The following is a 26,764-nucleotide window of genomic DNA, read 5'->3' as shown; positions in this document are numbered from 1 at the left end:
CATAGCTACAGCTTAATAAATACTTGATAAATGTTAGGAACTTATTTTTTTGCGGATTCTGCTGAGAGATTCAGGTTTAATACCAATGTATGAAGCAATGTGCTGTATGGGTAAATTCTGTATCAGTTCGGGCTGATCAGATACTAATTTCAAATAGTGCTTTTCAGCTGATAAAGTGAGGATATCTTTTGTGCGTTGCTGTGTAATTATCAAATACTTTTCATAAACACCTTTACAGAACCTTCGCCAGTTCTCGCTCTTTTGGTAGAGGAGGTCATAATCTGTTTTGGTGATATAAAATACCTCGCAATCCGTTACACACTTTAAAGTTTCTTCTGCTACTGTACCTGTCGCAAAACTCTTAAAACCTGTAATGAATGTATTATTTCCTGCAATGTGTGTTGTAGTTTCTTCCCCATTTTCTAAACACGATGTCCTGATAAAGCCTTTATTTAAGAAATAAAGCTTCTGAGTAACAGTATTTTCCTTTACAAGAACAGTATTTTTTTGAAACCTGGTAAAGACGAACAATTGCCTGATCAAATCAGCTTCCCAATTACTTAGAGGAACATTTTCTGAAACGTGCTTAATTAAAGGTTCTACTGTCATTAATTTTTTAATTAAAAGTAACTGCTCAGCATCCTGTTTTATCAAAGTATGAAATAAAGTTACCAGCAAATAAAATAGGCACTGAATTATGTTACACCCAGCATTTACACTCAGAATTACTTTACCAGGTTCTGATACAGGCTGTTAATTGTTGCGACTATCACTTTGTTCAATTCATCAGTCTCAGGTTCGCTACATCCGTTTGTAATAACCACAATGCCGAACTTTTCTTTTGGGTGGAAAAACATGGCGCTGTAAAGGCCATAGGCTGTACCAGTGTGTCCGGTTAACATTTTGCCGGGAATTAAATCTTTTTCCGTAGTCAGGGCCATTCCATAACCGTTTTTGGCAATTGGTTTTTGCATTAGCTTTGAGCTTTTACGGGAGATAATTCTGGTATTTTTATACTTGCCGTGCTGCATGTGCATGGTCATGTACTTTGCGAGGTCGGGAGCAGAAATTTTCATACCGCCTGTAGGTGAGAAAACCGGCGTACTGTAGCTCATGACATAGCTCTTGATCTCATCTCTTCTGGGGTTATAAGCGGAGGGAGAACGTATAAATTTGCCGGATAAAGTATCGTAAGCATAAAGAGTTGTGAAACGGCCAGCGTCTAACGAATCTACACAATACCCGCCGTAAAGATTAAGGGGAGTTAAAATGTGCTGTTTTATGTACTGGTCGAATCGCTCTCCGGATAATTTTTCAATGATAGTACCCACCATGTTGAAATTCAGGTTGCAATACTCGTAGCCCTTGCCTGGCTCGTAGTTATTGTAGCATTTGGCCCAATCCGGGTTTTTGGCAGGATTGATGGCGTCAAGTGTGAAATATCCCTGGCTATCATTTATACTTGAAGTATGGGATAGCACCATTTTCAAGGTGATGGCCGTGTTTGGATAGTTTGGATTTCTTACCTTAAATCCTACTAACTTACTGAAGTCATCTTCCAATGATAGTTTGCCCGCCTCCACAAGCTGCATGATAGCTGTTGCAGAGAAAGATTTTGATATAGAGGCAATCCTGAAAATATCATTTTGCGCAAGGGGCTTGTTTGTCTCTATATCTTTTAAGCCGAAAGCTTTGCTGTAAATAATGTCCCCTTTTTTAACTACAGCAACTGAAAGCCCCACAACAGCATGTTCCTGCATAATTGCATGAATTTCTTTCTCGGCTTTCTCTGTTTGTCCATAACTGCTTTTTGTTAGAGCTAGTAGGAGTAGGAAAGTAAAGCACACGCTGGTTATGGCTGGTTTCATGGTTTATAGGCTAGAGTGTATACAAATGAAGTTAATTCTTATAAAAGTTAAAAGCGCAATTTTCGCTTAACTAATATCGATGGAAGCTAAGTAGCAGCTCGCCATTAAGGAAGTACATACTAAGTGATATAGCCTTAGGTGAAGCTGCTATAGTTACCTGCGAAAGCCTTTTTCGATGAGAACATAAATAATTCACAACTCAAGCAGTATACTTTATACACAAATAACTATATTCAATAGCTTAAGTGATTTGCAATTCTTGGATTAAGGTATAAAGTATGTTAGTAGTAATTGAAAAGAAAAGTAGCCAGGTTAAAGTTGGGCTCTATGCTGCTATTGTGGTTTTCCTAACCTATACTATGATCTTCGGCTTCAGAAAGTCTTTTACTGTTGCCACATTCGATGGAATTGAAGTAGCCGGTTACAGCTATAAAACACTATTAGTTATCAGTCAGGTTTTAGGTTATTTACTTGCAAAATTTTATGGCATCAAATATATCTCAGAACTTAAACGAACGGGCAGGGGCAGCGTGATTCTCCTCCTGACCGGAATATCCTGGTTAAGCTGGTTGTTTTTCGCGCTGGTGCCGGCTCCTTACAACATTGTTTTTCTTTTTATAAACGGTTTTCCTTTAGGCATGCTGTGGGGAGTGGTTTTCTCATACGTAGAAGGCAGGCGCAGCACCGATTTCATTGGAGCTACCTTAGCAGTGAGCTTTATCTTTGCTTCCGGTTTTGTAAAATCTGTTGGTGCCTGGCTGATGGTGCAGTTCAGCGTAACAGAATTTTGGGTGCCTTTTTATACCGGTTTGGTCTTTGCTCTGCCGCTCTTGCTTTTTGTTTTTCTGATGGAGAAAATACCGCCACCCAGTCAGGAAGACGTACAGCTCAGAACAGAACGACTAGCAATGACCGAAGAAGATCGGAAAGGTTTTGTTAAAGAATTTTATGCCGGTATTGCAGCTTGCGTATTAATCTACTGCTTTGCAACCATCTTTCGTGATATCCGCGATAACTTTGGTGCTGAAATGTGGAAGGAGCTGGGTTATTTTAATCAGCCTGCTATATTCTCGAAAACAGAAACTCCCATTACCCTTATTATACTTGTTTTGATTGGCAGTATGGTGCTCATCAAAAACAATTATAAAGCGCTGCAAACCGCACACATTTTTATCCTGATCGGATTTATCATTGCCGGAGTTTCCACCTTGCTTTTTGCTACAAGTTCAATTGAACCAATCTGGTGGATGATGTTGGTAGGACTTGGCTTATACATGGTTTATATTCCCTTTAATGCTGTGTTCTTCGACCGGCTGATCTCTACTTTTAAGTATACAGGCAACGTAGGGTTTTTAATATACCTGGCCGATTCTTTTGGGTATGTGGGCAGCGTGGGAGTTTTGTTCAGCAAAGAGATATTTAAGGTGCAATTAAACTGGGTAACATTCTTTTCTAACAGTGTAATAGGCCTTTCAGCAATCGGTATTTTACTAACAGCTTTTTCTATGGTTTACTTTTCCAGAAAGTTTAAAAGCCTTAACGCCAGGAAACTAAGGACTGTGTAATTAGTGCAGAATATAAGCTATACGTTGGGAGCTTAATTCTACAGAGCAAGAGAGGTAAATTTTCTGTGATATAAACAGGAAGTACTAGCTTCATATTGATCTTCACAATCATACTGCTAATCATACTCGTGTGAGGCCAGCGCAAATCTCTGGAACAACAGGTAGTATAAGTATTTTAGGAAACATCTGGTTTCAAAGTCCTTAGCTGATGTATAACAGAGCAAAAAAACCTAGTAAAAGAAAACAAAGGCAATCAGGGTACCTATACTTAAAAGCATACTGCTGGCTATAGGTGGTAAAAAAACAATAGTGTAGAGAAGCGTCCGGAATTGTAGGAAGAGAACGCCGGCTTTATTAGTGAGGAAATACTAAAGCGCTTTGTAAAAGAACTGAAAGGTCATAATCCACTGATTTTAGTTATATCGGCTGCCTCCAGTGATCCTGTTCCTTAGGAATAAGATTAACTACATATCCAGCCAATCCTTAAAATCTGAAGCTTTGCTACTGCTGATGATAACATCTTTTTCAGTGGAAGGGTGTAACAACACTGAAAGTCTGCCTTTGAAATAAGAGCGTACTTCCTGCACAGCATTAATGTGTACAGTAAGCTGCCTGTTTGCCCTGAAAAAGATAGCGCTATCAAGTTGCTCTTCCAGCTGGTCCAGGGTATAATTAATGATAAAGCGTTTATTTTGTTTGGTTACAAGAAACACTACTCCATCCTCTGCCCAGAAGTAGGACACTTCTTCCACGGGAATAGTTTTTATGGCCTGACCCTGCTTTACCAGGAACCTGGATTTTACTTGCTGCTGTAGTTGTTGTTGAGATTGAAGGAGATGTTGAAGATTATTTGCATGCAGCGGCAAAGGGCGTTGCTGGTTTTCATACTTTTTCAGAGCAAGGGCTACATCTTCTGCCTTAATAGGTTTCAGCAGGTAGTCTATACTATTTACTTTAAATGCTTCTATGGCATATTGGTTATAGGCAGTCGTGAAGATGACAGGGCAGCTAATTGCTACCTGCCTGAATATCTCAAAACTGTTGCCATCCGATAGGTGTATGTCGCAGAAGATCAGGTCCGGTGCCTGGTGCAGGGTAAACCATTGCACCGCTTCTTCCACCGATCCGATTTTGGAGAGAACTTCTGTATGCGGACGAAGCCTTTTCACGATAGCGGCCAAAGCATCGGCCGCCAGTTGCTCATCTTCAACTATAACTACTTTCATATGGGGCTACATCAAGTAAAGGTAAAGCTACCATAAAAGACTGCTCATTTTGCTCCACTTCCACTTTCTCATCGGTAAAATATTTATACCTGCTGCTGATGTTCTGCAGCCCTACTTTGGTAGAGGCAACTTCCTCAAAGCGTGGCTGAAGATTGTTTTCAACTACCAGCTTATTATCTTTTACATACACAGAGATGTGCAATGGTTTATTTGAAGTAGAGCCATTGTGTTTGATGGCATTTTCAAGCAGCATCTGCAACGACGTTGGGGGTAATTGTAGGTGCAGGCATTCAGGTGGTATCACTACCTCGAACTGCACATTTTCGCCAAAGCGGGTTTGCATAAGGTAGATGTAAGCGTCAGCTAATTCCATTTCTTTTTCAAGCGGTACAAGCGGTTTATCACCACTATCAAGCAGTGCGCGGTATACTTCTGCCAGCTGGCTCAGAAAAGTAGCAGCTTTGTCCGGATCAACATAAATAAGTGAATTAAGCACGTTTAAGCTGTTGAAAAGAAAGTGCGGATTTACCTGGTTCTTCAAAGCCTCCAGCTGTGCTCTGAAGTTTTCTTTCTGCAACTGCTCAGCGCGTAAGTGCTCTTCCTGTAATTGCTTCAGATTACGCTCGCGCTCTACAAAATAGTAGAAAAAAAGCGCTGCAACACTACTGATAACATACGCCAGGCGAACCCGTTCGGGCAACAGGTCTATTTCTGTATCAGCCGCATAGTAGATGAGCCTGTAAGGAACATAGTAAAGCAGGAAACAAAGGGTAACGCTGCTGACTACTACTGCAATACCTTCTGAAACCGCTTTCCAACTACCCGGAATACGGCTGAAATATCCTGAAGTAAAAGCTTTGGAAATAAAACTGTTCGACACGAAGATAGCCAGCAGAAAGAAAAACGCAACTACCAGTTCTACCAGAATGCCTGTATTAAAAAGCCAGATGGTTCCTTGGTGCACAAACACTAAGGCATAGTATAAAAGCACTGTCGTCAGGGCAGCGATAGCAACCTGTTTCAGGAATGGTTTATACTTGACGCGCAACTTACTCATTATAAAAGGTCACAATCTGGCTAGCGGGAGGGGTTAAATCTTCACATCGAAGTAAATCTATTTGCAATTCAAAAACAAGCAAGTGATCTAGTATGATAGCTTACTATAGTTCATGCAATGCCTACTTCATTACTATAAACGACTATTTCATCCCATAAGCTTTCCAATTCAACTATCCATTATCCCACTTCATTAGGCTCATATCCCGCTTCATAAGAAACAGGTTTCTATCCTTTATCTGATGCCACATCTTTGAATCAATTAATTGATTTCGGGACAAATAAAACTTAATGAAATGAAAAATTTACAACACATCATCATCCTGTTACTGATAACTGTTTTGCCACAGGCGGGCATTGCACAGGTAAGCGGTTTTTTAACTGGTGCTGTTAAAGACGAGCAGGGGCAGCCGGTGGGTTTTGCCAATGTGGCGCTTTTAGAAGCTTCAAACTCTAAGGTCATTAACGGTACTACCGCAGATGCTGAGGGCAGGTTCCAGATCAAGTCGCCGGCTAAAGGTACATACTTCCTGCGTTTCAATTTTCTGGGGTACGTGCAGCTAAACTCTGAGCCTTTTGAAGTTACCGGCGAAAGCTTTACAAAAGACTTCGGAAGCACGACTTTAAAAGAGAATGCACAGGTATTGCAAGTGGTAGAAGTACAGGCCATGCGCCCAACTATAGTTGCTTATGCTGATAAAATGGTGGTAAACGTGGAAGGAACTGCTCTTGCTGGTGGAAGCTCTGCTTATGAAGTATTATCAAATTCGCCGGGTGTCTGGATCGATCAGAATGGCGACTTGAAGCTGAATGGCAAAGCAGGCGTAAAAGTTATGATCAATAACAAACTTGTTCAGATTAACGGAAAAGAGCTACAGAATCTTCTGCAGAGCATGTCCGGCGACAACATCAAAGAGTTGGAGATCATCACCAATCCGTCGGCAAAGTATGATGCAGAAGGTGCGTCAGGCATCATTAACATTAACCTGAAAAAGCATAAAGATATAGGACTGAATGGCAGTCTGCATGCGGGTTACCAATACAATGAACTAAACGGTTATACAACCGGTGCAGAAGTAAACTATAAAAAAGGCCCATGGAATTCTTTTGCCGGTTTTGATTTTGCCGAGCGTGCTACCTTAAGAATAAATAAAATGCAGCGCACCTTCCAGGGCCAACAGGATGGTGGCCTTAACCAAAACCTGAGAGAGGAAGGAACAAGAACAGTTTCCACCCTTAGATTAGGCTCTGACATTGACCTTAACCAGCAACACAGCATTGGTTTTCTGGCCGACATATCCGTTTACAATACTAAAAACCAGATCAAAACCTTAGCAAAACTAACAGACGGCAATCCGGAAAACGATCTGTTGATAAATGCGCTAAACAATGGAAGATCTGATAACCAAAACAGCGCTATTAACCTGCATTACCTGGGCAAGCTGGATACGCTGGGTACTACTTTCTCTGCAGACTTTGACTATGTGCGGCTCTACAGCCAGAGCGATGCCACTTTCGTGAATCGTTTAGAAAGCCTGGCAGAACTTGCAGATGCATCGGTTAGCAGGCTACTGTATGATAACCCAAATAACTACGACATCTACGCGGCAAAAGCAGACTTCTCTAAAGCTATAGGCAAGGCAGGCAAACTGGAGCTAGGTGCGAAAGCGAGTCGTGTGATCTCTGATAATGAGCTGAAGTTTTATGAAGAGACGGATGGTGAAATGCATCCGGATGCTAAGAGAAGCAACCACTTTATCTATAAAGAGAACATTTTAGCAGGCTACGCATCTTTCTCCACTGTCATTGGTAGTAAACTTAGTATACAAGCAGGGCTCCGTGCCGAGCAGACGTTTGCAGAAGGTAACTCCGTTACGATGGCGCAAAAAACAGAAAAAAATTACCTTAATCTGTTCCCAACCTTGTTTGTGCAGCACTCGGTAAATGATAACTACCAAGTAAGCTATTCCTACAGCCGCCGCGTTAACCGTCCACAATATAGTGACCTGAACCCTTTCATATTTTACATTGATCCTTACTCCTGGGTAGTTGGCAACCCATACTTAAAGCCGCAATACACCAACGCTTTTAATGTGACGCAAACTATAAGCCAACGTTATAATGTAGTTGTAGGCTATTCGGTAACGAAGGATTTTATAGCTGAAATACCACAGCAAAATGCAGCAGATAAAACCACTTATTTCCAGCAGCAGAACGTGGAGGATATGAAGAGTTTTAACGCAACATTTATAGTTCCGGTGCAGGTTTCTCCTAAATGGCAGATGAACAACACCGCTACAGGTCTGTTTCAGAAGTTCACAAAAGAACTGGAGGGGCAGTTGCAGGCAAATGAACAATTAACCTTCATGCTGCAGTCAAACCATTCCATTCAAATGCCAAAAGATGTTAAGATAGAGGTAAATGCTGGCTACCAAGGGCCAATGGCATACGGCTTATACCGCATTAATGCCAATTGGGGTATAGATGCTGGCCTGAAGCACTCCTTTATGGATGGAAAACTGGATTTAAGCTTAGGTGTAACTGATATTTTCAAAACTAAAAGAATGGCAGGAACTATAAACATAGACGGGAATAAAATAAAAGCCGACCAATATAGAGGGACTCAGGGCTTTAAGATCAATCTTCGTTACAGCTTCAGCCAGGGTAGTGAGTTTAAATCAGGCAAGAAAAGTATGAACCTTGATGAGGTGAACAGGGCAGGTGGTAAGTGAGCCTAACTATAAAGCTGCAGGCTGATTTCTATGCTGGCGTATGGGCGAATCATACCCAAAAAGCTATGGGATTTATGGAGCCCGGCGACCTGGAGGAAGCCTTGAATGCAGCAAGTGCCATCGGCGATGACCGTCTTCAAAAGCAAGCCACCGGAAGAGTAGTGCCAGACTCTTTCACACACGGCACTTCTGCCCAAAGAGTCCGCTAGTTCAGGAAAGGCTTCGAAACAGGCGATGTGAATCAAGGCGATACTTTTAACGCAACTCAGTTGTAGAGCATCAGCCTGGCAGCTTTATCCCTGGATCAAAACAAATGCCTCCCCAGAAATGGAGAGGCATTTTTACATTAACTCTATTACTAGTTGATCAAACCTAAAGAGTAAACGGCTTTTTTGCCCTTTCCAAGCCTGGTGCAGTTTTTTTTAACTGAAAAAGAAAAAGGGAAAAGCGATCAGTATGATTGGTTTTTCCTTTTCAGTAGTCCAAAGGAGTGAATTATAGAACCTTATCTACAAGGATTTGGCTGTTTAAGGAGAGTTATCTGGATACGTAAATCACTAACTTCTCCTTTACAGCAAAGGTTTATTGAGCATAAGATGAGAGATCAACTTATTTTACATTTGCCTTCAGAGTACTATTAATAACATCGCTATACATTCTCCCAATAGGTATTTGCTTATCCTGAATTACTACATAACTGTTGTTGTAGGCCTTTACTTTATCTAAAGCGATGATGAACGATCGGTGCATCCGTACAAACAAAGTATCAGGTAATTTTTCTTCCATTTCTGAAATGGCCTGGTAAGAACGGTATACTTCATTTTCTGTATAGATCAATAAACAGTTCCGTTGTGCTTCCAGGTATAAAATATCATCCAGGAAGATCTTCACCATTTTACGGTCGCATTTGATGAAAACGAATGGCCTTGCATCAACTTTATCTACAGCTGGTAAAACAGAGCTATTATGCTGGTACAGGGTCAGGTAACGATTTATCGCTTTGGAAAATCGTTCAAATGAGATAGGCTTAAGAAGATAATCTACTGCATTTAACTCAAATCCCTGAACAGCATAGTCGCTATAAGCGGTCGTGAAGATAATGCCTGTGGTAGCCTTGATTGTACTGGCAAACTGGTTACCCGGCACGCCAGGTAAATTAATGTCTAAAAAGATCAGGTCAACCTTTTCCGAATTTAGAACTGACAGAGCTTTTGTACAGCTGCTGAAAGTATCTTTTAATTTAAGAAAAGGGAACCGGGCAATGTGCATTTGCAGTACGCTTGCTGCCGGTAATTCATCTTCTATGATAATGCACTTAATGTCTTCAGGCGGCTGCATATAGTTTTATTTTTAAAAAGATAAAATAACTGTCTTCCTGTTCTGAGACATGCAGGTAATGATTTTCAGGGTATAATAGGGCAAGCCGTTTTTTTACGTTCATAATTCCAAATCCGCTTTGTCCTTCCAGCGCATCAACTACAGCCTTTTTTTGTGGGATACTGTTCTCTAATTTCAAGGTAAGCCAATCCTCTTTTATAGTAATATAGATGGTGATCCAACCGCTTTCTCGCTCATCGTTCATGCAATGCTTAAAACTGTTTTCAATAAAGGGCAGCATCAGAAAAGGCTCTATCTTCCTGTTTTCAACTTCACCTGTTACCGTAAAACTTAGTTCAAGCCGGTTATCGAAGCGCATCTGCTGCAACGCAATATAATTGCTGATGTACCGAATCTCTTTTTCTAGCGAAATGGTTTTGTCATTTGCCTCATACACCGAAAAGCGCAGCAGCGAAGAAATCTGAAGTAGCATATCACCTGCATCATCCGACTTGGCCAGTATTCTGGAATAAAGACTGTTCAGCACATTGAACATAAAATGGGGATGAAACTGGTTACGCAGGGAATTTAACTCAGCCTCCATTTTTTCTGCCTGAATAGCCTGCGTTTTGTTCTTTTCTTTAGCCCAGTTGTAAAAGAGCTTAATGGAAAATGGTACAGTAACCACAAACTGCAGTTTGATTATATTGTACAAGTATGGTGCAGTGCTTAGTAAGGGTTCTTTTTCCCAAAACGTCAGGAAATAGCTTAAGATAATGTGGTTGTCGATCAGCCTTTGAAGGAAAGCGAAAACTAACAGGAGACAAGTATAAATAATAAGAAACCTTGCTATTTTGTTTTTGAAGAACATGGCATCCATCAGCCACTCAACTACAAGCAGAACAAAGATTACTTTAGGCAGGAGGCTGAATAATTCATTATAAAACGCTGTCAGAATATCCCTTGAAGCAAAGCCCTGCACAAAACTGAACAGCATTACATAACCTCCCCAATAGACTACATACATGTTGCGTTTAACGGCCCCGGTAGGTGTAAAAAACTCTGTCTTAATCTGGGGCATAGGTTGGTAGTGAGTGTCGTGATGTGTATGCAAAATAATGACTTTCATCTTATTTAAATCACTTTATAACAAAGAATACTTTAGTCAGAAGTTGGATGAACTGGCTGTCATGTTGTTTGTATCGTGAAACCTGTTTTATGTATAGGATGATTTTAAATTTTTAAGATCAAAAATATATTCATCTCAATTTTCAAGGCTAAAAATTATTCCTATATGAAAAATGGCAAGGTAGTGCTATTACTTCTTCTAATTGTTTTTGGGATATCCTCAGTAAGCGCACAGGCTGCTACGGAAGTATATCCAACCAACTGGTGGACAGGCATGAAGATGAACCAGATCCAGTTGCTGATCAGGAGTACAGATGAGGAACTGGCGAGTAAAAAAGTAAGCATTTCTCATCCGGGCATTACCATTCTTAAAACGCACCAGTTCGAAAATGCCAGGTATGTTGCTGTAGATATTTCCATTGCATCTACAGCCAAACCAGGTGTTGTAACTATAGAGTTGAAGGGAAAGGGCAAAACGCACAAGATAAAGTGGCGACTGGATAAAAAGCGGGAGGGGAACGGTACTGCGTATGCTCAGGGAGTTACTTCATCCGATTTTATCGACCTGTTGATAACAGACAGGTTCAGTAACGGAGATACCTCCAACGACCGCATTCCCGGCATGCGCGACCAGTCTTTGAACAGGGATTCTATTTACTACAGACATGGTGGCGATTTTCAGGGTATCATCAATCACATCGATTACTTCAAAAGCCTGGGTGTATCGGCCTTGTGGCTGCTGCCTGTTTTGGAAAACGACCGCCCCGACAGAACGGAGCATGGCTATGCCATTACCAACCATTATAAAATAGACCCACGCTTTGGTGGAGCTGCCAAGTATAAGGAACTAAGTGATGCCCTGCACAAAAATGGGATGAAGCTGGTTATGGATGCGGTATATAACCACACAGGTTTGCAGCACTTTTTAGAACTGGACCCACCTGCCAACGACTGGATGCACCGCTGGCCTAGCTTTACGCAGACTACTTACCGGGAACAGACTTTGTTTGACCCCTATGCTGCTCCATCTGATAAAAAAAGGATGAGTGATGGCTGGTTTGATAATGGCATGCCTGACATTAACCAGAACAACCCGTTCATGGCTAATTTTATCATACAAAATATGATCTGGTACATACAGGAGTTTGGCATTGACGGTATCCGGATTGATACTTATACTTACAGCGATCTGGAGTTTGCCAACCGATGCAACAAAGCCATTATGGATGAATATCCCAACATCACCATGTTTGGCGAAACCAGGGTATTCGGGACAGCTAACCAGGCATACTTTAATGCGAATAATCTGGACTTACCTTATAAAAGTAACCTGCAGTCTTCCGTAGATTTTCAGTGCCTCTATTATGGTATAATACCTGCGCTTACAGAACCTATCAGCTGGACAAACGGGGTGAATAAGCTTTACAATACGGCCAGCAATGATTTCCTGAATAAGAACCCGATGCAGAATGTACTGCTGCTGGATAACCATGATGAACCCAGGTTTTTTTCTGTAGTTGGCGAAAATGTGGAGAAACAAAAGATAGGCTACCAATGGCTGCTTACCTACCGTGGCATTCCGCAGTTATACTATGGGTCTGAAGTTTTAATGAAAGGCTTTACAAACCCATTTGATGGGTTGGTGCGGAAAGATTTTCCGGGTGGATGGAGTGGCGACGCTAAAAATGCCTTTACCGGCAAAGGGCTAACAAAGGATGAACGCGAAATTCAGGACCTGGTCAAGAAGCTGGGCAATTTCAGGAAAAATTCATCGGCTATAAAGACGGGGAAGATGATGCATTATGTTCCGGTTGACGGAGTATATGTATACTTCCGCTATGACGATGATCAAACTATAATGTGCGTGATGAACACGGATAGCAAAGCCCATGAACTGGATTTTAAAAAGTATGCTGAAAGGACAAGCAACTTCTCTGAAGCTGTGAATATTATCAGCAACGATAAAATAAAAACCTCAGAAAAAGCTACCATCCCGGCAATGCAGATGTGGGTGTTGGAATTAAAAAATTAAGTATGGAAAATCAGCACTTTATACTTTACAAAACCAGATGATGCAGCAACAAAACTACATCACATCCCTAACCTCTTTGCGTGGTATAGCTGCCCTGTGGGTGATGCTGTTTCACCTGGATGTGATTTTCTTTTACAGGGATTTTGGTCCTTTAATTCCACATGAGCTAACCGGCATTATTACTAAAGGGTATCTGTGGGTTGATTTTTTCTTCTTACTCAGTGGTTTTGTGATAAGCCATGTGTACGGTGCAACATTTGCAAGTTCTTCAGATAAAGTTAAGCTGATCAAGACCTTCTTATGGGCACGCTTTACCCGAATTTATCCGCTGCATCTTTTTATACTTGTGTTATTAGTCCCACTCGCCATCATCGTACCTCTTTTATTTCCTGCTGTTGTTGACGGTAGTTGGGAGACATTTTTGGCTTGGCCAGCACTTCTGGATAACCTGCTTCTGATCAATGCCATGAATCAACATGTTTACCTTTCCTGGAATATAGTTTCCTGGTCTATTGGTGCAGAATGGTGGGCTTATGTTTGCGCTTGTTTTATACTTCCGTTTGTGTTTAAGAGTAACCTTACCTATAAAAGTATAGCCCTGGTTGTATCAGGTGCAGTACTTATCGGCATGTTCTCGATTCGGGGCAACTTAGATATAACGTTTGATTATGGCTGGGTAAGATGTCTGGCAGAGTTTATACTTGGGACTATAGTCTACCAGGTCTTTATGCATCAAGTAGGGGAAGTATGGCTTTCTAAAAACAGCAGCTTTTTAATTTCAGCGCTGATGATTGTAATGGCTTTTCATTTTGGTCTGAGCGATATACTTCTTATTACGTTGTTTATACTTCTGTTACTTTGTGCTGCTTATAATAACGGATTGGTTAAAAGGGCTTTGGAGAGGAAAACACTGCGCTACCTGGGAGATATATCTTACTCCATTTACATGATGCACGGATTCTGGTTCTTAGTATTCTGGTTTTCCCTGACCTATCTTAAAAGTGAATTTAAGATCACCTCACTATCCGTTCCAGTAAAACTTAGGCTTGGGTTTTGCTTTGTCGGCTTAACGATTATCAGTGCTCATTATACTTACCATTATATAGAAATTAAGGCTCGACAGTTTTTAAGAAGCACAAAGTTTCTGCAATGGAAAAAAAGCACAGTTAATGGATAGTGCTGCATTGCAGTGCATATACTTTTGGTTACAGCTTAAACTATCATCAGGCATGATATTGTAAAATACGAACCAAATGGGATAAATTATCGAACCAAAAAAGCCGCTTCATTTTACTTGAAGTGGCTTTTTAGTAGACCAAAGGATGGAATTATCGAACCTTATCCACATTGATTTTGCAGCTTTACGTGACTATTTTGATATTGAGAAAGAGTAATCTTTATAGCAATTGCCTGGATTCGGACTGGGGCACCTGTAGTACTTTAGTAAATACTTTCATAGTGAGTAAACTGAGTTACACGAATTGATTAGGATAATTTAAATAGTTAGAACAAGTCGTTTTATTGATACGAATCTCAACGACGGCCCATATCCTCTAGCACTGTTCTAAGTATTTCGCATGTAGCACGCATCTCTTCTTCACTCATACTGGCAAAACCCATGCGGCAGGCATTTGTGCTGCCACTGGGCGTATTGTAACCATGGCCGCTGGAGAGGTGCAGCCCTTTTGCCTTGCAGCGGGCAGCCACGTCGGGCAAAGGATACGCCTCCTTGAATTTGACCCACACCGCCATGCCACCTTCTGGCTCCTGGAATTCCAGGTACAAACTGAATTCCTGTCGGAGCAACTGGCAGAAGTGCTCTTTGCGCTTTTTGTAGATGTTCTTGCTCTTGCGCAGGTAGCGTTGCATGGTCCCCTCGCGCATCAGGTTAGCTATCGCCCTTTCAATTAAATGATCGCCCTGTCTGTCCGTGATACGGCGGTATTTTACTAACTCCTCTATCAGATTTGGTGGAGCCACTATAAACCCGACCCGGATGCCGGGATAAATTATTTTGGAATAAGAGCCTATATAAACTACCAGGCCCTCCGTATCCATGCTGGCAATGGGAAGCGTCGGCTTATTCTCGTAATGATAATCAAAATCATAGTCATCCTCAAGGATACAGAAGCGGTATTGTTTAGCAAGTTCGTAAAGGTGGAACCTTCTTTCAGGAGCTAATGTGACAGTGGTGGGATGATGGTGGTGGGATGTGATGTAAAGCATCCTTACTTTATGCTTTCGAAGCAGCTTTTCCAAAGCTTGCATATCCATACCCTTTTCATCTACTGGTACCCTAAGCAGCTGAGCTCCGGCTTGCTCAAAACTCAGGTTAGCTGTGTGGTAATTAAGTTCTCCTACAACTACCTTATCTCCTTTTTGGATTAACACCTGTGAGAGCAGGTGAATGCCCATGATACTGCCACGCGTGACAAAAACAGTGTCAGGTGATGTTTTCAGGCCCCGGTGTTCGTTGAGCTGCTGGCTCAGCATTTTCCGGAACAAGACATCGCCCTGGGCATGGGAATAGCTAAACAAGTGCAAGGGGTTAGTCTTTCTCAGTAGCCGATGGTATTCCCGTCCTAGTTCGTGTAATGGGCTTAGGCGTGGGTCGGGAGAGCCGTCGTTAAACTCCAGCGGCAGGTGGTGCACTTCCGGGGCTTCCAGTAGCTGATTTGCCTCCAGCAGAAAGCCAGTACTTTCAGGAAAAGTATCTGTTGCTACTGTATTACCCTTCCCCTTTACAACAGGTAGATTCTTATTTACAAACAGGCCTTTTCTGTCCCTGGCTTCTAACCAGCCTTCTGCCTGCAACTCATTGGTAGCCAGGACCACCGTGTTGCGGTTCAGGTGCAGCTTCTCTGCCAGTATGCGTGAGCCAGGCATTTTTTGGCCAGGTTTAAGAATGCCTTGCTTAATGAGCGAAGCCAGGCCTTGAGCGAGCTGTACGTAAACCGGCGTGGCTTTTTCTTTGTCTATAACGATGTCGTGGAGATAGGGCAGGTTCATTTACTGGACTAGTTACTTTATAAGAACTGGACTACAAAGATAGCCCAGGTGGCTGGTACTTTTGCACAGTACAAAATTAAAACTATGAAAAATAACCTAACAGCATTACTGTTGATCGATGTGCAGCAGGCCTTTAAGGATGAGGCTTACTGGGGCGGCAACCGCAACAATCCGCAAGCCGAAGAAAACATAGCCAGGCTCCTCCAGCACTGGCGTAGTAATGGATGGCCCGTTATGCATGTAAAGCACAACTCTACTAAAGCTACGTCTTTGCTCCACTCAACGCACGAGGGCAATGCCATCATGGACATTGCACAGCCACAAGCGAGCGAGCCGTTATTTCAGAAGCAGGTTAACAGCGCTTTCATCGGCACTAATCTGCATGCGTATCTGGGAGAGCAGGAAATTTCGAGTCTGCTGCTTGTGGGGTTCATCACCGATCATTGCGTTTCTACTACGGCCCGTATGGCAGGGAATTTAGGTTTTGAAACTTTTGTGGTGACCGATGCCACTGCTACCTTCGACAGGATCGGACCGGACGGTTCGCATTACAAATCTGAAGACATTCACCGTATATCGCTGGCCAGCTTGCATAAGGAATTTGCCACTATTGTGACAACAGAACAAGCTTTGTCTACTATCAATCAGGAACAGTATGCAGCCGTATGAGCAAGCCCCTTTAATAATGGAGCAGTAATCCCCATCACGGCTCCTATAATAAGGAAATCATTCATGCCATAATGGAAGTGGCTATAGACATTACGATTTCCTTTAAAGCGGATGATTTACCAGGAGCCATACCGACTTGTTTTGATAGACTGGAGGAAAAACTCTACCACCATGGCTCGGTTAAATCTCTATAAAGCAGTATCAACGGAAATCTCTGCGTTGGTCAATGCCCAAATCAAAAGCATCGAAATACTAACTAGTTTCCAAAGCACATAAAAAAAGCCACTCCAGTTTTACCTGGAGCGGCTTTCAGTAGACCAAAGGATGGAGTTATCGAAATTTTTCGACAGAGATTTAGCTGATTTAAAAGCTCTTTAATATTCTGTAGGTGTACCGAATCATTGATTAAGATTAACTCAGCATAATTTTCCTGTGTTATACCTGCTGTGCAAGTAGCTGCATGAGGTAGACACAAATTAAGCAAAAGTTAATAAGCACAAGCTGGGAATTAGTTTGTAAAGCTTAATTTCGCAATGCGACTAAAGTATTAACATATATAATATGTTATTTATCTTGCATTTACAGTAATTGGTTGAAAATCATATCTAATTTTTTATATTATAGTTGTAATATAATCCTGCCCCGGGTCATCTAATGCGTGAAAATCTTCTACAAATCAAACAAGTAAACCCTCAGGATATAGCCTATATTCTTGGACTGCTGACTATGCTGTATCCGGTGAGCGGTGAATTGCAGGAAGAATTTTACAAGCATGCCATCGCCATTGAGTTAGAGGAAGGCCAGCACCTGCTTTACGAAGGTGGTAAGTGTAACTATATGTATTTTATACGTGAAGGCGCACTAATGGCATATTCGACTCACAAACAGAAAAAGATCACCACCTATATTTCGGTCGAGAATGAATTCGTCAGTTCCTTGTCGGGACTCTATGGCGAACAACCCTCCCGCGAAGCTATAGTTGCTGTAGAACCGACACTTGTGCTGGGCGTACACACAGATATATTGCAGGGGTGGTACAAACAATTCTTCGACCTGAATTATATAATCAGGCAGGTTTACGAAAATTACTACCGCGATGCGCAGGAGCGTACCCATATAGTACGTGTAGGCAATGCTACCGAACGCTATCATTATTTTGTTAAATCCAAACCTGGCTTTATCGACCGGCTTCCGCTTGACTGCATCGCATCTTTTCTGGACATGAAGCCTGAAACACTTTTGCGCATTAAAAAACAGGAGCAAACAAATGTACAGGCCATTAACTCAGAGTCCCTGCTGCGGCAGGTAGAACAGTTTGTGCAGGAAACAGAGTGCTTTAAAGAGAAGACACTAAAGGTGCATACAATTGCTATGCACCTGGGTGTACCTGCTTACAAAATTTCCCAAGCTCTAAGCACGTTCACAAAAACCAGTTTCAACGATTTTATCAATCAGTACCGCATTGCTTACCTTAAAATCCAGTTAGAAAAAGAAGAATTTTTACAAAACTTTACCATGGAGGCGCTGGCCTTGCAGGCAGGTTTTGCCTCCCGAAGCGGTTTTTACAAGGCATTTAAAAAGATGGAAGGCATCAGCCCCAAAGAGTACTTGGCAGCCTCCAAAGCCGCTGTTTAATCTCTCATTGTAATCATCTGGCAGATAATAGAATTGAGCTTAACACATTAAGTACTGATTATGCTGGGTATTTCAGCTGCAATTCTTAGATCAGTTTCCCCTTAATTCTCCATCGAGTTGTTGAAAAATACGATTGTACTAAAATTGTAAATTATAGGCTGTTGTTTATTCCTGCAGGGTGCAATTTTAAAGCAGTTTTATGATCTTAATTTGTCTCCGTTCTCAATACAAGACAAATCAGTGCAACTCTTTATAAGAAGGTCACTATTGCATCCTGTAACTTGCGGGAAGATTTTATACATACATATCAGTACAATTTACTTGAGCTATTTATAACAACTGAACTGTTATTAGTTATCAGTTTGCTGTTGTAACGTGCTGGTTTAAAGTAGTATGTATTTGCATATTCGCTTGTTATTTATACTGTTTTTCTACGCGTCCCCTTTGCTACTACCGAAATCGATGAAAATTAAACTGCTCCAGATTATTGTTGGAGCCCAGATGTAATCAATACCAAAATTTCAATTTATAGCCAAACCTTTACACCCTATTTATGAAACATGTCTTTATCCCCTTGACTGAAAGGGGAGAGCCGCGGGCATTGCTGCCTTCTTCACGGCTTAAGCTGCTGTTTAGTTTATTAGCAGTTTTGTGGGCCTTTACAGCTACTGCTCAAAACATCACCACTGTAGCCGGTAACGGCACTTATGGTTATAGCGGGGATGGCGGTGCTGCCATCAGCGCACGTCTCTATAATCCATTTAATGTAGCTACTGATGCGGCAGGCAACCTTTACATTGCTGAATATTTAAATCATCGGGTCAGAAAAGTTGCAGTCGATGGTACCATCACAACTGTTGCCGGAATGGGAGTAGCAACTTATGGCGGAGATGGTGGTGCTGCAACCAGCGCTCAACTTCGCAATCCTTCAGGTGTGGCTGTGGATGCAGCAGGTAATATTTACATTGCTGATTATGGTAATGACCGGATCAGGAAAGTAGCAGCAAATGGTACCATCACTACTGTAGCAGGTACCGGAGTGGAAGGGTATAGTGGGGATGGCGGTCAAGCCACAAGTGCTAAGCTTATTGATCCGTATGATGTAGCCGTGGATGCGGCAGGCAACCTTTACATTGCTGATTATGGTAATTCCCGGGTTAGAAGAGTCGCAGCAAATGGTATCATCACCACGGTGGCCGGTAGCGGAATTCCTGGTTATAGCGGTGATGGGGGGGCGGCTACAAGCGCAAAGCTTACTATACCCAGAGGTGTAGCCGTGGATGCGGCAGGCAATCTCTATATTGCTGATCAATCTGATAACCGGATAAGGAAAGTTTCAACAAATGGTATCATCACCACGGTGGCAGGTAACGGAACTTCTGGTTATAGCGGAGATGGGGGGGCAGCTACCAGCGCACAAATTCGCTACCCAACTGATGTAGCCGTGGATGCGGCAGGCAATCTCTATATTGCTGATCAATCTAATTTCCGGATAAGGAAAGTTTCAACAAATGGTGTCATCACCACGGTGGCAGGTAACGGAACTTCTGGTTATAGCGGTGATGGGGGGGCGGCTACCGGCGCACAATTTAGCAGCGCTTTTGGGGTTTGTGTTGATGTGGCAGGCAGTCTTTACATTGCAGATGCTTATAATCAGCGAATCCGTAAAGTAGAATTCGACCCCTTACCTGTTGCGGGCTATCGTAATGGCCTCCAGTTTGATGGTGTTAACGACTATGTAGAAATTCCCTCTCAGGCTTCAAACCAATTTAATTCAGAAACTGAGTTTACAGTTTCGCTGTGGTTTAAAGCTAATTCTATGGCTGAAGCAGGCCTTTTCAACAGGCCTTCCGGTGGAGGTGATATGCAATACTGGCTCACAGCCGGAAATGGGAGATTCACCTATGGTATTGATAAGCATGGCTATGGCTGGACCTGGGTCGGAACAACGGATGCTTATAAAGTAGGCGAATGGGTACATGTTACTGCTGTTAGGCGCAATGTGAGCGGCCAGCGCAAAATGGAAATCTATGCCAACGGTGTTTTGGTTGGTTCCGGAACTGTAAACTATACATCTTCTGCATCCAGTGCCCCAATTCGTATTGGTACCTATATGAACGTAGATGGTGGTTTTGCTAACGGCCAGATTGATAACGTATCGCTTTGGAAAAAGGCTTTAACCGTTGCGGAAATAAAAAGCCTTGGGGCTACAACCCTGAATGGTAACGAAGCTGGCCTTGCCGGCTACTGGCGTTTTGATGAAACTACAGGTACAATTGCTTACGACGCAACTGCAAACGTAAACCATGGCACACTTAAGAACATGGACCTTGCTTCTGCCCGAGTAGTTTCAACGGCTGGTGATATTACTACCAATGAAGATGTAGCCTATACAGGCAAACTTGCAGGTAGCGACGAAAGCGGTAATGCACTTACTTATGCTATAGTTACAGCACCAACAAAAGGCACGCTTACTTTAACTGATGCTGCTACCGGTGCTTTTACTTATACGCCCACAGCTAACATAAATGGCACTGATGTATTCACATATAAAGTAAATAACGGCTCTTCAGATTCAGAGATAGCGACAGTTAATGTAACAATAGTTGCTGTAAATGATGCGCCAATACCTTCTATAGCTACGCTGCCCACTGTATCGGGAGAATGTAATGCTACTGTTGCAGTGGTACCAACCGCCAATGATGATAACGATGGCGTAATTTCTGCTACAACAACAGACCCGGTGACCTATACTATACAGGGTACTCATACTATAAACTGGATTTACACAGATGCTGCTGGAAGTGAAACCATACAGCAACAGACAGTAATAGTTAAGGATACGAAAAAGCCAGGTGAGCCGACTTTTGAAGCGCCTTCCAGCTTAGTAAACAAAGTATCTGAAGCAGCTCATTACAACCTGGCCTACTCACTCGACCTGCCAAACGCAGCTGACTGGGATATACCAAGCCAGATTCCTTACGCTGTAAATAATGCTGCAGCGCTACAGGGCAAAAAGATCGTTCGTATTGCGTATGCCTTAGAATTAGATAACAAATGGGTATGGGTATCGATGGATGCCTTTAGCCAGGATGTTTCTAATTTAGGTATACCAACCGGAGCAGATGGCTTCCAGCAGAAAGTGAGTAACATGAATGTGTTCTCTAATGAAACAGTTGGTTTAACTACAGGCAAAGCAATTGCTACCGGTAATATCGAATTATGGTCTAACTGTTACGGCACTACCAACTCTGCTGGCTTGGCAGGTGCAAACAATAGCCTTTATGATTTCGATGATCAGAAAGATAACCCGAATTGTCATGGTTCATTCCAGATTCATAACTATGGAGCGAAGCAAACTATATTTGGTTATAATAGCTGGTCTAACGGTGCCATCTCAGAATTAGGAATAGGTACCAATCCTTCAGGGCACCCGGACTGGACATTTGCCAATACTGCAAATTCTTATACTACTAAAAAGCTGCAGATATTTATCCAGACGGAAGACTTGGTTTTTGCAAAAGATGCTGTTGTTTACCTGGATGCAAACGGTAATGCTTCTATTACTGCAGCAGATGTAAACGCTGGTGTCTCTGATAATTGTGGTATCGCCTCAGTTGAAGCATCTCCGACTACATTTACGGCTGCTAATTTAGGTGCTAATACAGTAACTTTTACAGCTACTGATGTTAACGGAAATATTGCATCAACTACCGCTAATGTTACAGTAATTGATAACACTAATCCGGTATTTACTTCTACACAACAAAATGTAACTCTTGCTTTAGATGCTAATATAGGTACTGCTTCTGTAGCAGACTATGCAGCGCTTGCTACAGCTACTGATAATACTGGTACAGTTACTATCATGCAATCGCCGATAGCGGGTACAGCTCTTGTGAAAAATGTAGCTACAACAGTTACTTTAACTGCTACAGATGTAGCCGGAAACATTGCTAATCAAACCTTTACAGTAACAGCAACTGACCAGACAGCACCGGTGCCAACTTTAGCTAACCTGCCAACTATAACTGGCGAGTGTGCTGCAACTGTTACAGCGCCAACTGCAACCGACAATACCGCAGGTACAGTTACAGCTACAACCACAGACCCGTTAGAATATTTAGAACAAGGTAACTATACCATTACCTGGACCTATAACGATGGGAACGGTAACACTTTAACACAAACACAGCAAGTAATTGTTAAGGATGAGACTGCTCCAGTATTTGCCGCAGTTACTCCGATCACAAAGAATAATGATGCAGACAAGTGTGGTGCTATAGTTACTTACACTATGCCAACCGCTACGGATAATTGCAGCGCCCTGCCTGACCCGAATGCAGTTTACACACTTACTAATGGTGGTCAGTTATACGACCATGTAAACAAGAGGATGGAACCACAGAATTCTCCAGGCCTTCCAATTACATTCGCTCCTACTAATGGAAGTAAAATGGCAGCCTTTTTTGTAACAGGGCCTACAACAGCCAGACTTTCTCAGAATGTTACTTTGCCTGCAACAGGACCTGTAACGCTAACTTTTGATTTGCAATACAATAATCATAATGGAAGCTTTGATAGCAACAGCCAGTTTATGGCTGTTGAAGTAAGAAACCCTGATACAGATGCATTACTACGCACCATATTTAAAACAGAACCTGGCGCAGCAGCATCTATCCCGATGACAAGCTATAGTTTTGATATTTCTGAGTTTGAAGGGCAAAATGTTAAGTTGGTTTTAACCAATACTAATATCCAGCTATATTGGCTTGACATATTACTTGATAACGTAAAGATCGCAGGGAGTACACTTGTAAATGGTAGTTTTGAAACAGGAGACTATACCGGCTGGACAATAACTGAGACTGGTTCCGGAACCTGGGGTATAGGTTCGGGTAAGGCTACTCCTGTTACCATCACCCAAACTGCGGGTCTTGCCTCAGGGGAATTGTTCCCTTTAGGTACAACTACTAACACGTTCGTATCGACGGATGCAGCGGGTAACACATCTACAACCAGCTTTGATGTAACAGTTACAGATACGCAAAAGCCTACTGTAGTAACCCAAAACATCACTGTTAATCTGGATGCTACGGGTGCAGCAACTATAACTGCTGCGCAGATCAACAACGGTTCTACAGACAACTGCTCTATTCCAGCTACTGGCTATAGTGTAGATAAGTCAATTTTCACTTGCGACAATGTTGGCCCGAACACGGTAACGTTAACGGTAACAGATGTAAATGGAAATACATCGTCCAAAGAAGCTATAGTTACCGTGAAAGATGTAACTGCTCCAATAGCAAAAGTGAAAGCAATTACCGTTCAACTGGATGCAACAGGAGCAGCAACTATCACACCTGCAATGGTAGATAACGGCTCTTCAGATATTTGTGGCACTGTAACTTTAGCGCTTTCTAAAACTACATTTGACTGCACGAATCTTGGTGCGAACACAATTACTTTAACTGTTACAGATGCAGCAGGTAACGAGACTACAACTACAGCAACTATAACTGTAGAAGACAACGTCGCCCCGAAAGCAATTGCAAAAAACATCACCGTTCAGCTGGATGCAACGGGCAATGCTACTATAGCTATAGCGGATGTAAACTATGGTTCTACTGATAACTGCGGTATCGAAACATTTGCGCTTTCTAAAACTGCTTTTGATTGCAGCAATGTTGGCGACAACACAGTTACCTTAACTGTTACTGACAAGAGCGGAAACACGCACGAAGCAACAGCTATAGTTACAGTAGTAGATAATACGCTTCCAATTGCTCTTGCTAAGAATATCACTGTTCAGTTAGACGCAACTGGTAATGTTACTATAGTTGCCAGCGACATCAACAACGGAAGTTCAGATGCCTGCGGTATCAAATCGATGACGCTGAGCAGAACAACGTTTGATTGCGCTAATGTTGGCGACAACACGGTAACATTAACTGTAACTGATAACAACGGAAATGTATCAACCGCTACCGCTATTGTTAAAGTAGAGGATAAGGTTATTCCGGTAGCAAAAGCTCTGAATGTAACCATAGAACTGGATGCGAATGGCGTTGCAGCGATAACAGCCGCAGCTGTAGACAATGGCAGCACAGATGCATGTGGCGCTGTTACCTTAGCTTTATCTAAAACTACATTTGGTTGCGCAAACGTTGGAGCCAACACCGTAACCTTAACAGTTACAGACAAGAATGGCAACATAGCAACTGTTGAGGCAACAGTAACAGTAGTGGATAATGTAGTACCTGTAGCGCTTGCCAAAAACATCACCGTTCAGTTAGATGCAACTGGCAACGCCACCATAACTACTGACCAGGTGAACAACGGATCTTCTGACAACTGTGGTATAAAAACGATGAGTCTGGATAAGACGACGTTTGACTGCAGCCAGGTAGGAGAGAACGTAGTTACATTAACGGTTACAGATGTTAACAACAACACGCACACCACTACAGCTATAGTTACTGTAGAAGACAAAGTTGCTCCGGTTGTGATCACGCAGAACATTACGGTTCAGTTAGACGCGACAGGTAATGCAACTATAACTGCAGAAGATGTGAACAATGGCAGCTCAGATGCCTGTCGTATCAAATCCATAAGCCTTGACAAAACTACTTTTGATTGTTCTTCTATCGGTGCCAACACAGTAACATTAACTGTAACTGATAACAACGGAAACGTGACTACCAAAACAGCTATAGTTACTGTAGAAGACAAGATCGCTCCGATTGCCCTTGCCAAAAACATCACCATAAAACTGGATGCAACAGGTAAGGCAACTATTGTTGCAGCAGATGTAAACAACGGTTCATCGGATGTTTGCGGATCTGTAACATTAACTATAGACAAAGCAGCTTTTGATTGCTCGAACATAGGCGAGAATGAAGTGATGCTGACTGTAACTGATGCTTATGGTAATGTAGCCTCTGAAAAAGCAATTGTAACTATAGTGGATGATCTGGCTCCGGTAGTTCTTACCCAAAACATTACAGTTAAGCTGGATGCTGCAGGTAACGCAACTATCAATACAGCTCAGATAAACAACGGCTCAACAGACAACTGCGGTATTGCAACTATAGTGCTGAACGTAACCCAATTTACCTGCGAAAATGTGGGTGTAAACACTGTTACTTTAGCCGTAACAGATGTAAACGGAAACGTAGCAACCAAAGAAGCAACTGTAACTATAGTGGATGAGATAGCGCCAACTGCAATTGCCAAAAACTTTACCGCCGCGCTTGATGCAAACGGTACGGTAACCATTACGGCAGCACAGGTGAACGATAACTCAACTGACAATTGTGGTGTTGAGACTCTGGCACTTGATACCGATACATTTGGTTGCAGCAACCTGGGGGAGAACACTGTTAACTTAACTGTAACCGACAAAGCAGGCAACACTGCTATAGTTGCAGCTATAGTAACTATAGTGGATAACATCGCACCAACTATAACTGCCCCGGCAGATTTAGTACTGGATGTGGATGCTGGCAAAACTACTGCTTCTAATGTAAACCTTGGAACTCCGGTAACTGCTGATAACTGCGATGCTGCGGCTATAGTTATAACCAACGATGCACCAACAGAATATCCGGCAGGCACAACTATAGTTACCTGGACAGCAACAGATGCATCTGGCAACAAAACTACAGCAACACAAACTGTAACCGTTCGTCAGGACATTGCATCAGTAGCAACATTGGCAACTATAAATGTTCCGATCAGAACAGCATATGCTGATGTACCACTACCAACTACAGTAGAGGTAACTTACACCAACGGACAGAAAGAAGCGATAGGAGTAACCTGGACACAGGGAACTTACAATGGCCTGGTAGCCGGTACTTATGTGCTAACCGGTCAACTTATTCCTGCACCAAACACCACCAACCGTAACAGCAAAGTAGCTACCATTTCGGTAGTAGTAGAGCCAAACAAAGCACCTACTAACCTTGCTTTCAGCGCAACTACCTTTAAACCGGAAGCCAAAGCAGAAGATGTTATCGGTACGCTGACTACGACTGATGCTGACGACACCGAATTTGTGTACTCACTGGTAACAGGTGAAGGCGATACAGGTAACAGCCTGTTCGAGATCAGAGGTGACAAGGTTTACCTGAAGTCTAACAACGGCTTGTCTGGTAAAACTACCTTCAGCATCCGTGTTCGCAGCACTGACCCTTACCAGAACACGATCGAAAAGGTATTTACCCTTAACAAGGAGCCTTATGCCAAACCGGTTGATAAACTGAAGATCGTAAATGCGTTCTCTCCGAACGGCGACGGTATGAACGACACCTGGACGATACCGGAACTGCGCTTCTATAACAGTGTAGAGATCGAGGTATACGACAGAGCTGGTGTTCGCTTGTTCCATACAACTGACCCTGAAAAAGGATGGGACGGACGCGGCCTCAATGGCGAGGTTCTGCAAGGTGCCTTCTTCTACATCGTGCAGGTGAAAGATATCAACCTGGTTAAAAAAGGTGTCGTGACAATTATTAAGAAGTAA

Annotated in this window: 14 protein-coding genes and 1 pseudogene; 8 read left to right on the top strand and 7 right to left on the bottom strand. The window is 42.4% G+C overall.

What is annotated here, in order from left to right:
- Positions 1-33 precede the first annotated feature (33 nt).
- Both LWP20_RS15475 and LWP20_RS15470 read right to left on the bottom strand, forming a co-directional pair.
- Entirely contained in the window at positions 34-654 is a 621-nt protein-coding gene (locus LWP20_RS15475; protein WP_242929079.1) for a Crp/Fnr family transcriptional regulator, read from the bottom strand.
- Between the two features lie 71 nt (positions 655-725).
- Positions 726-1,868 carry a serine hydrolase domain-containing protein gene (locus tag LWP20_RS15470; protein WP_242929078.1) on the bottom strand — a complete coding sequence of 381 codons (1,143 nt, stop codon included), beginning with the start codon at positions 1,866-1,868 and terminating at the stop codon, positions 726-728.
- A 278-nt stretch (positions 1,869-2,146) separates the two neighbouring features.
- Here LWP20_RS15470 and LWP20_RS15465 point away from each other — a divergent pair, with 278 nt between their 5' ends.
- On the top strand, positions 2,147-3,433 hold the full coding sequence (locus LWP20_RS15465; RefSeq protein ID WP_242929077.1) for a DUF5690 family protein: 1,287 nt from the start codon (positions 2,147-2,149) through the stop codon (positions 3,431-3,433).
- A gap of 464 nt (positions 3,434-3,897) precedes the next feature.
- On the opposite strand, the gene LWP20_RS15460 is transcribed toward LWP20_RS15465, so the two are convergent.
- On the bottom strand, positions 3,898-4,659 hold the full coding sequence (locus LWP20_RS15460) for a LytR/AlgR family response regulator transcription factor (RefSeq protein ID WP_242929076.1): 762 nt from the start codon (positions 4,657-4,659) through the stop codon (positions 3,898-3,900).
- A complete protein-coding gene (locus LWP20_RS15455; RefSeq protein WP_242929075.1) occupies positions 4,640-5,716 on the bottom strand; it encodes a sensor histidine kinase in 1,077 nt (358 codons plus the stop codon). Before LWP20_RS15455 ends, LWP20_RS15460 begins: the two co-directional genes overlap by 20 nt.
- A gap of 295 nt (positions 5,717-6,011) precedes the next feature.
- Here LWP20_RS15455 and LWP20_RS15450 point away from each other — a divergent pair, with 295 nt between their 5' ends.
- A complete protein-coding gene (locus LWP20_RS15450; protein WP_242929074.1) occupies positions 6,012-8,447 on the top strand; it encodes a TonB-dependent receptor in 2,436 nt (811 codons plus the stop codon).
- A pseudogene (locus LWP20_RS15445) lies at positions 8,447-8,722 on the top strand (neutral zinc metallopeptidase); the annotation flags it as partial. The gene LWP20_RS15450 and the pseudogene LWP20_RS15445, both read left to right, overlap by 1 nt.
- A 334-nt stretch (positions 8,723-9,056) precedes the next feature.
- Here the strand turns inward: LWP20_RS15445 and LWP20_RS15440 are convergent.
- Positions 9,057-9,785 (bottom strand): LytR/AlgR family response regulator transcription factor, encoded by a 729-nt coding sequence (locus tag LWP20_RS15440; protein WP_242929073.1) that lies wholly within the window; start codon positions 9,783-9,785, stop codon positions 9,057-9,059.
- Entirely contained in the window at positions 9,772-10,845 is a 1,074-nt protein-coding gene (locus tag LWP20_RS15435) for a sensor histidine kinase (protein ID WP_242929072.1), read from the bottom strand. Before LWP20_RS15435 ends, LWP20_RS15440 begins: the two co-directional genes overlap by 14 nt.
- Positions 10,846-11,058: 213 nt before the next feature.
- Between LWP20_RS15435 and LWP20_RS15430 the strand changes: the two genes are divergently transcribed.
- Positions 11,059-12,924, top strand: coding sequence for an alpha-amylase family glycosyl hydrolase (locus LWP20_RS15430; RefSeq protein WP_242929071.1), 1,866 nt, complete (start codon positions 11,059-11,061; stop codon positions 12,922-12,924).
- Between the two features lie 37 nt (positions 12,925-12,961).
- Complete coding sequence (locus LWP20_RS15425; protein ID WP_242929070.1) at positions 12,962-14,101, top strand: acyltransferase family protein; 1,140 nt, start codon at positions 12,962-12,964, stop codon at positions 14,099-14,101.
- A gap of 356 nt (positions 14,102-14,457) precedes the next feature.
- On the opposite strand, the gene LWP20_RS15420 is transcribed toward LWP20_RS15425, so the two are convergent.
- Positions 14,458-15,933, bottom strand: a complete 1,476-nt coding sequence (locus LWP20_RS15420; protein WP_242929069.1) for an aminotransferase-like domain-containing protein — start codon at positions 15,931-15,933, stop codon at positions 14,458-14,460.
- 84 nt (positions 15,934-16,017) lie between these two features.
- Between LWP20_RS15420 and LWP20_RS15415 the strand changes: the two genes are divergently transcribed.
- The 3 genes from LWP20_RS15415 to LWP20_RS15405 all read left to right on the top strand — a co-directional run bounded on the left by LWP20_RS15415 (position 16,018) and on the right by LWP20_RS15405 (position 26,764).
- Positions 16,018-16,602, top strand: coding sequence for a cysteine hydrolase family protein (locus LWP20_RS15415; RefSeq protein ID WP_242929068.1), 585 nt, complete (start codon positions 16,018-16,020; stop codon positions 16,600-16,602).
- 726 nt (positions 16,603-17,328) lie between these two features.
- Positions 17,329-18,237 (top strand): helix-turn-helix domain-containing protein, encoded by a 909-nt coding sequence (locus LWP20_RS15410; protein ID WP_242929067.1) that lies wholly within the window; start codon positions 17,329-17,331, stop codon positions 18,235-18,237.
- Between the two features lie 553 nt (positions 18,238-18,790).
- Positions 18,791-26,764, top strand: a complete 7,974-nt coding sequence (locus LWP20_RS15405; RefSeq protein WP_242929066.1) for an NHL domain-containing protein — start codon at positions 18,791-18,793, stop codon at positions 26,762-26,764.

The sequence above is a fragment of the Pontibacter vulgaris genome (assembly GCF_022758145.1).
GTDB lineage: Bacteria > Bacteroidota > Bacteroidia > Cytophagales > Hymenobacteraceae > Pontibacter > Pontibacter vulgaris.
Note: the sequence above shows the minus strand (reverse complement) of the source record. Positions and strands in the feature narration are given on the sequence as shown.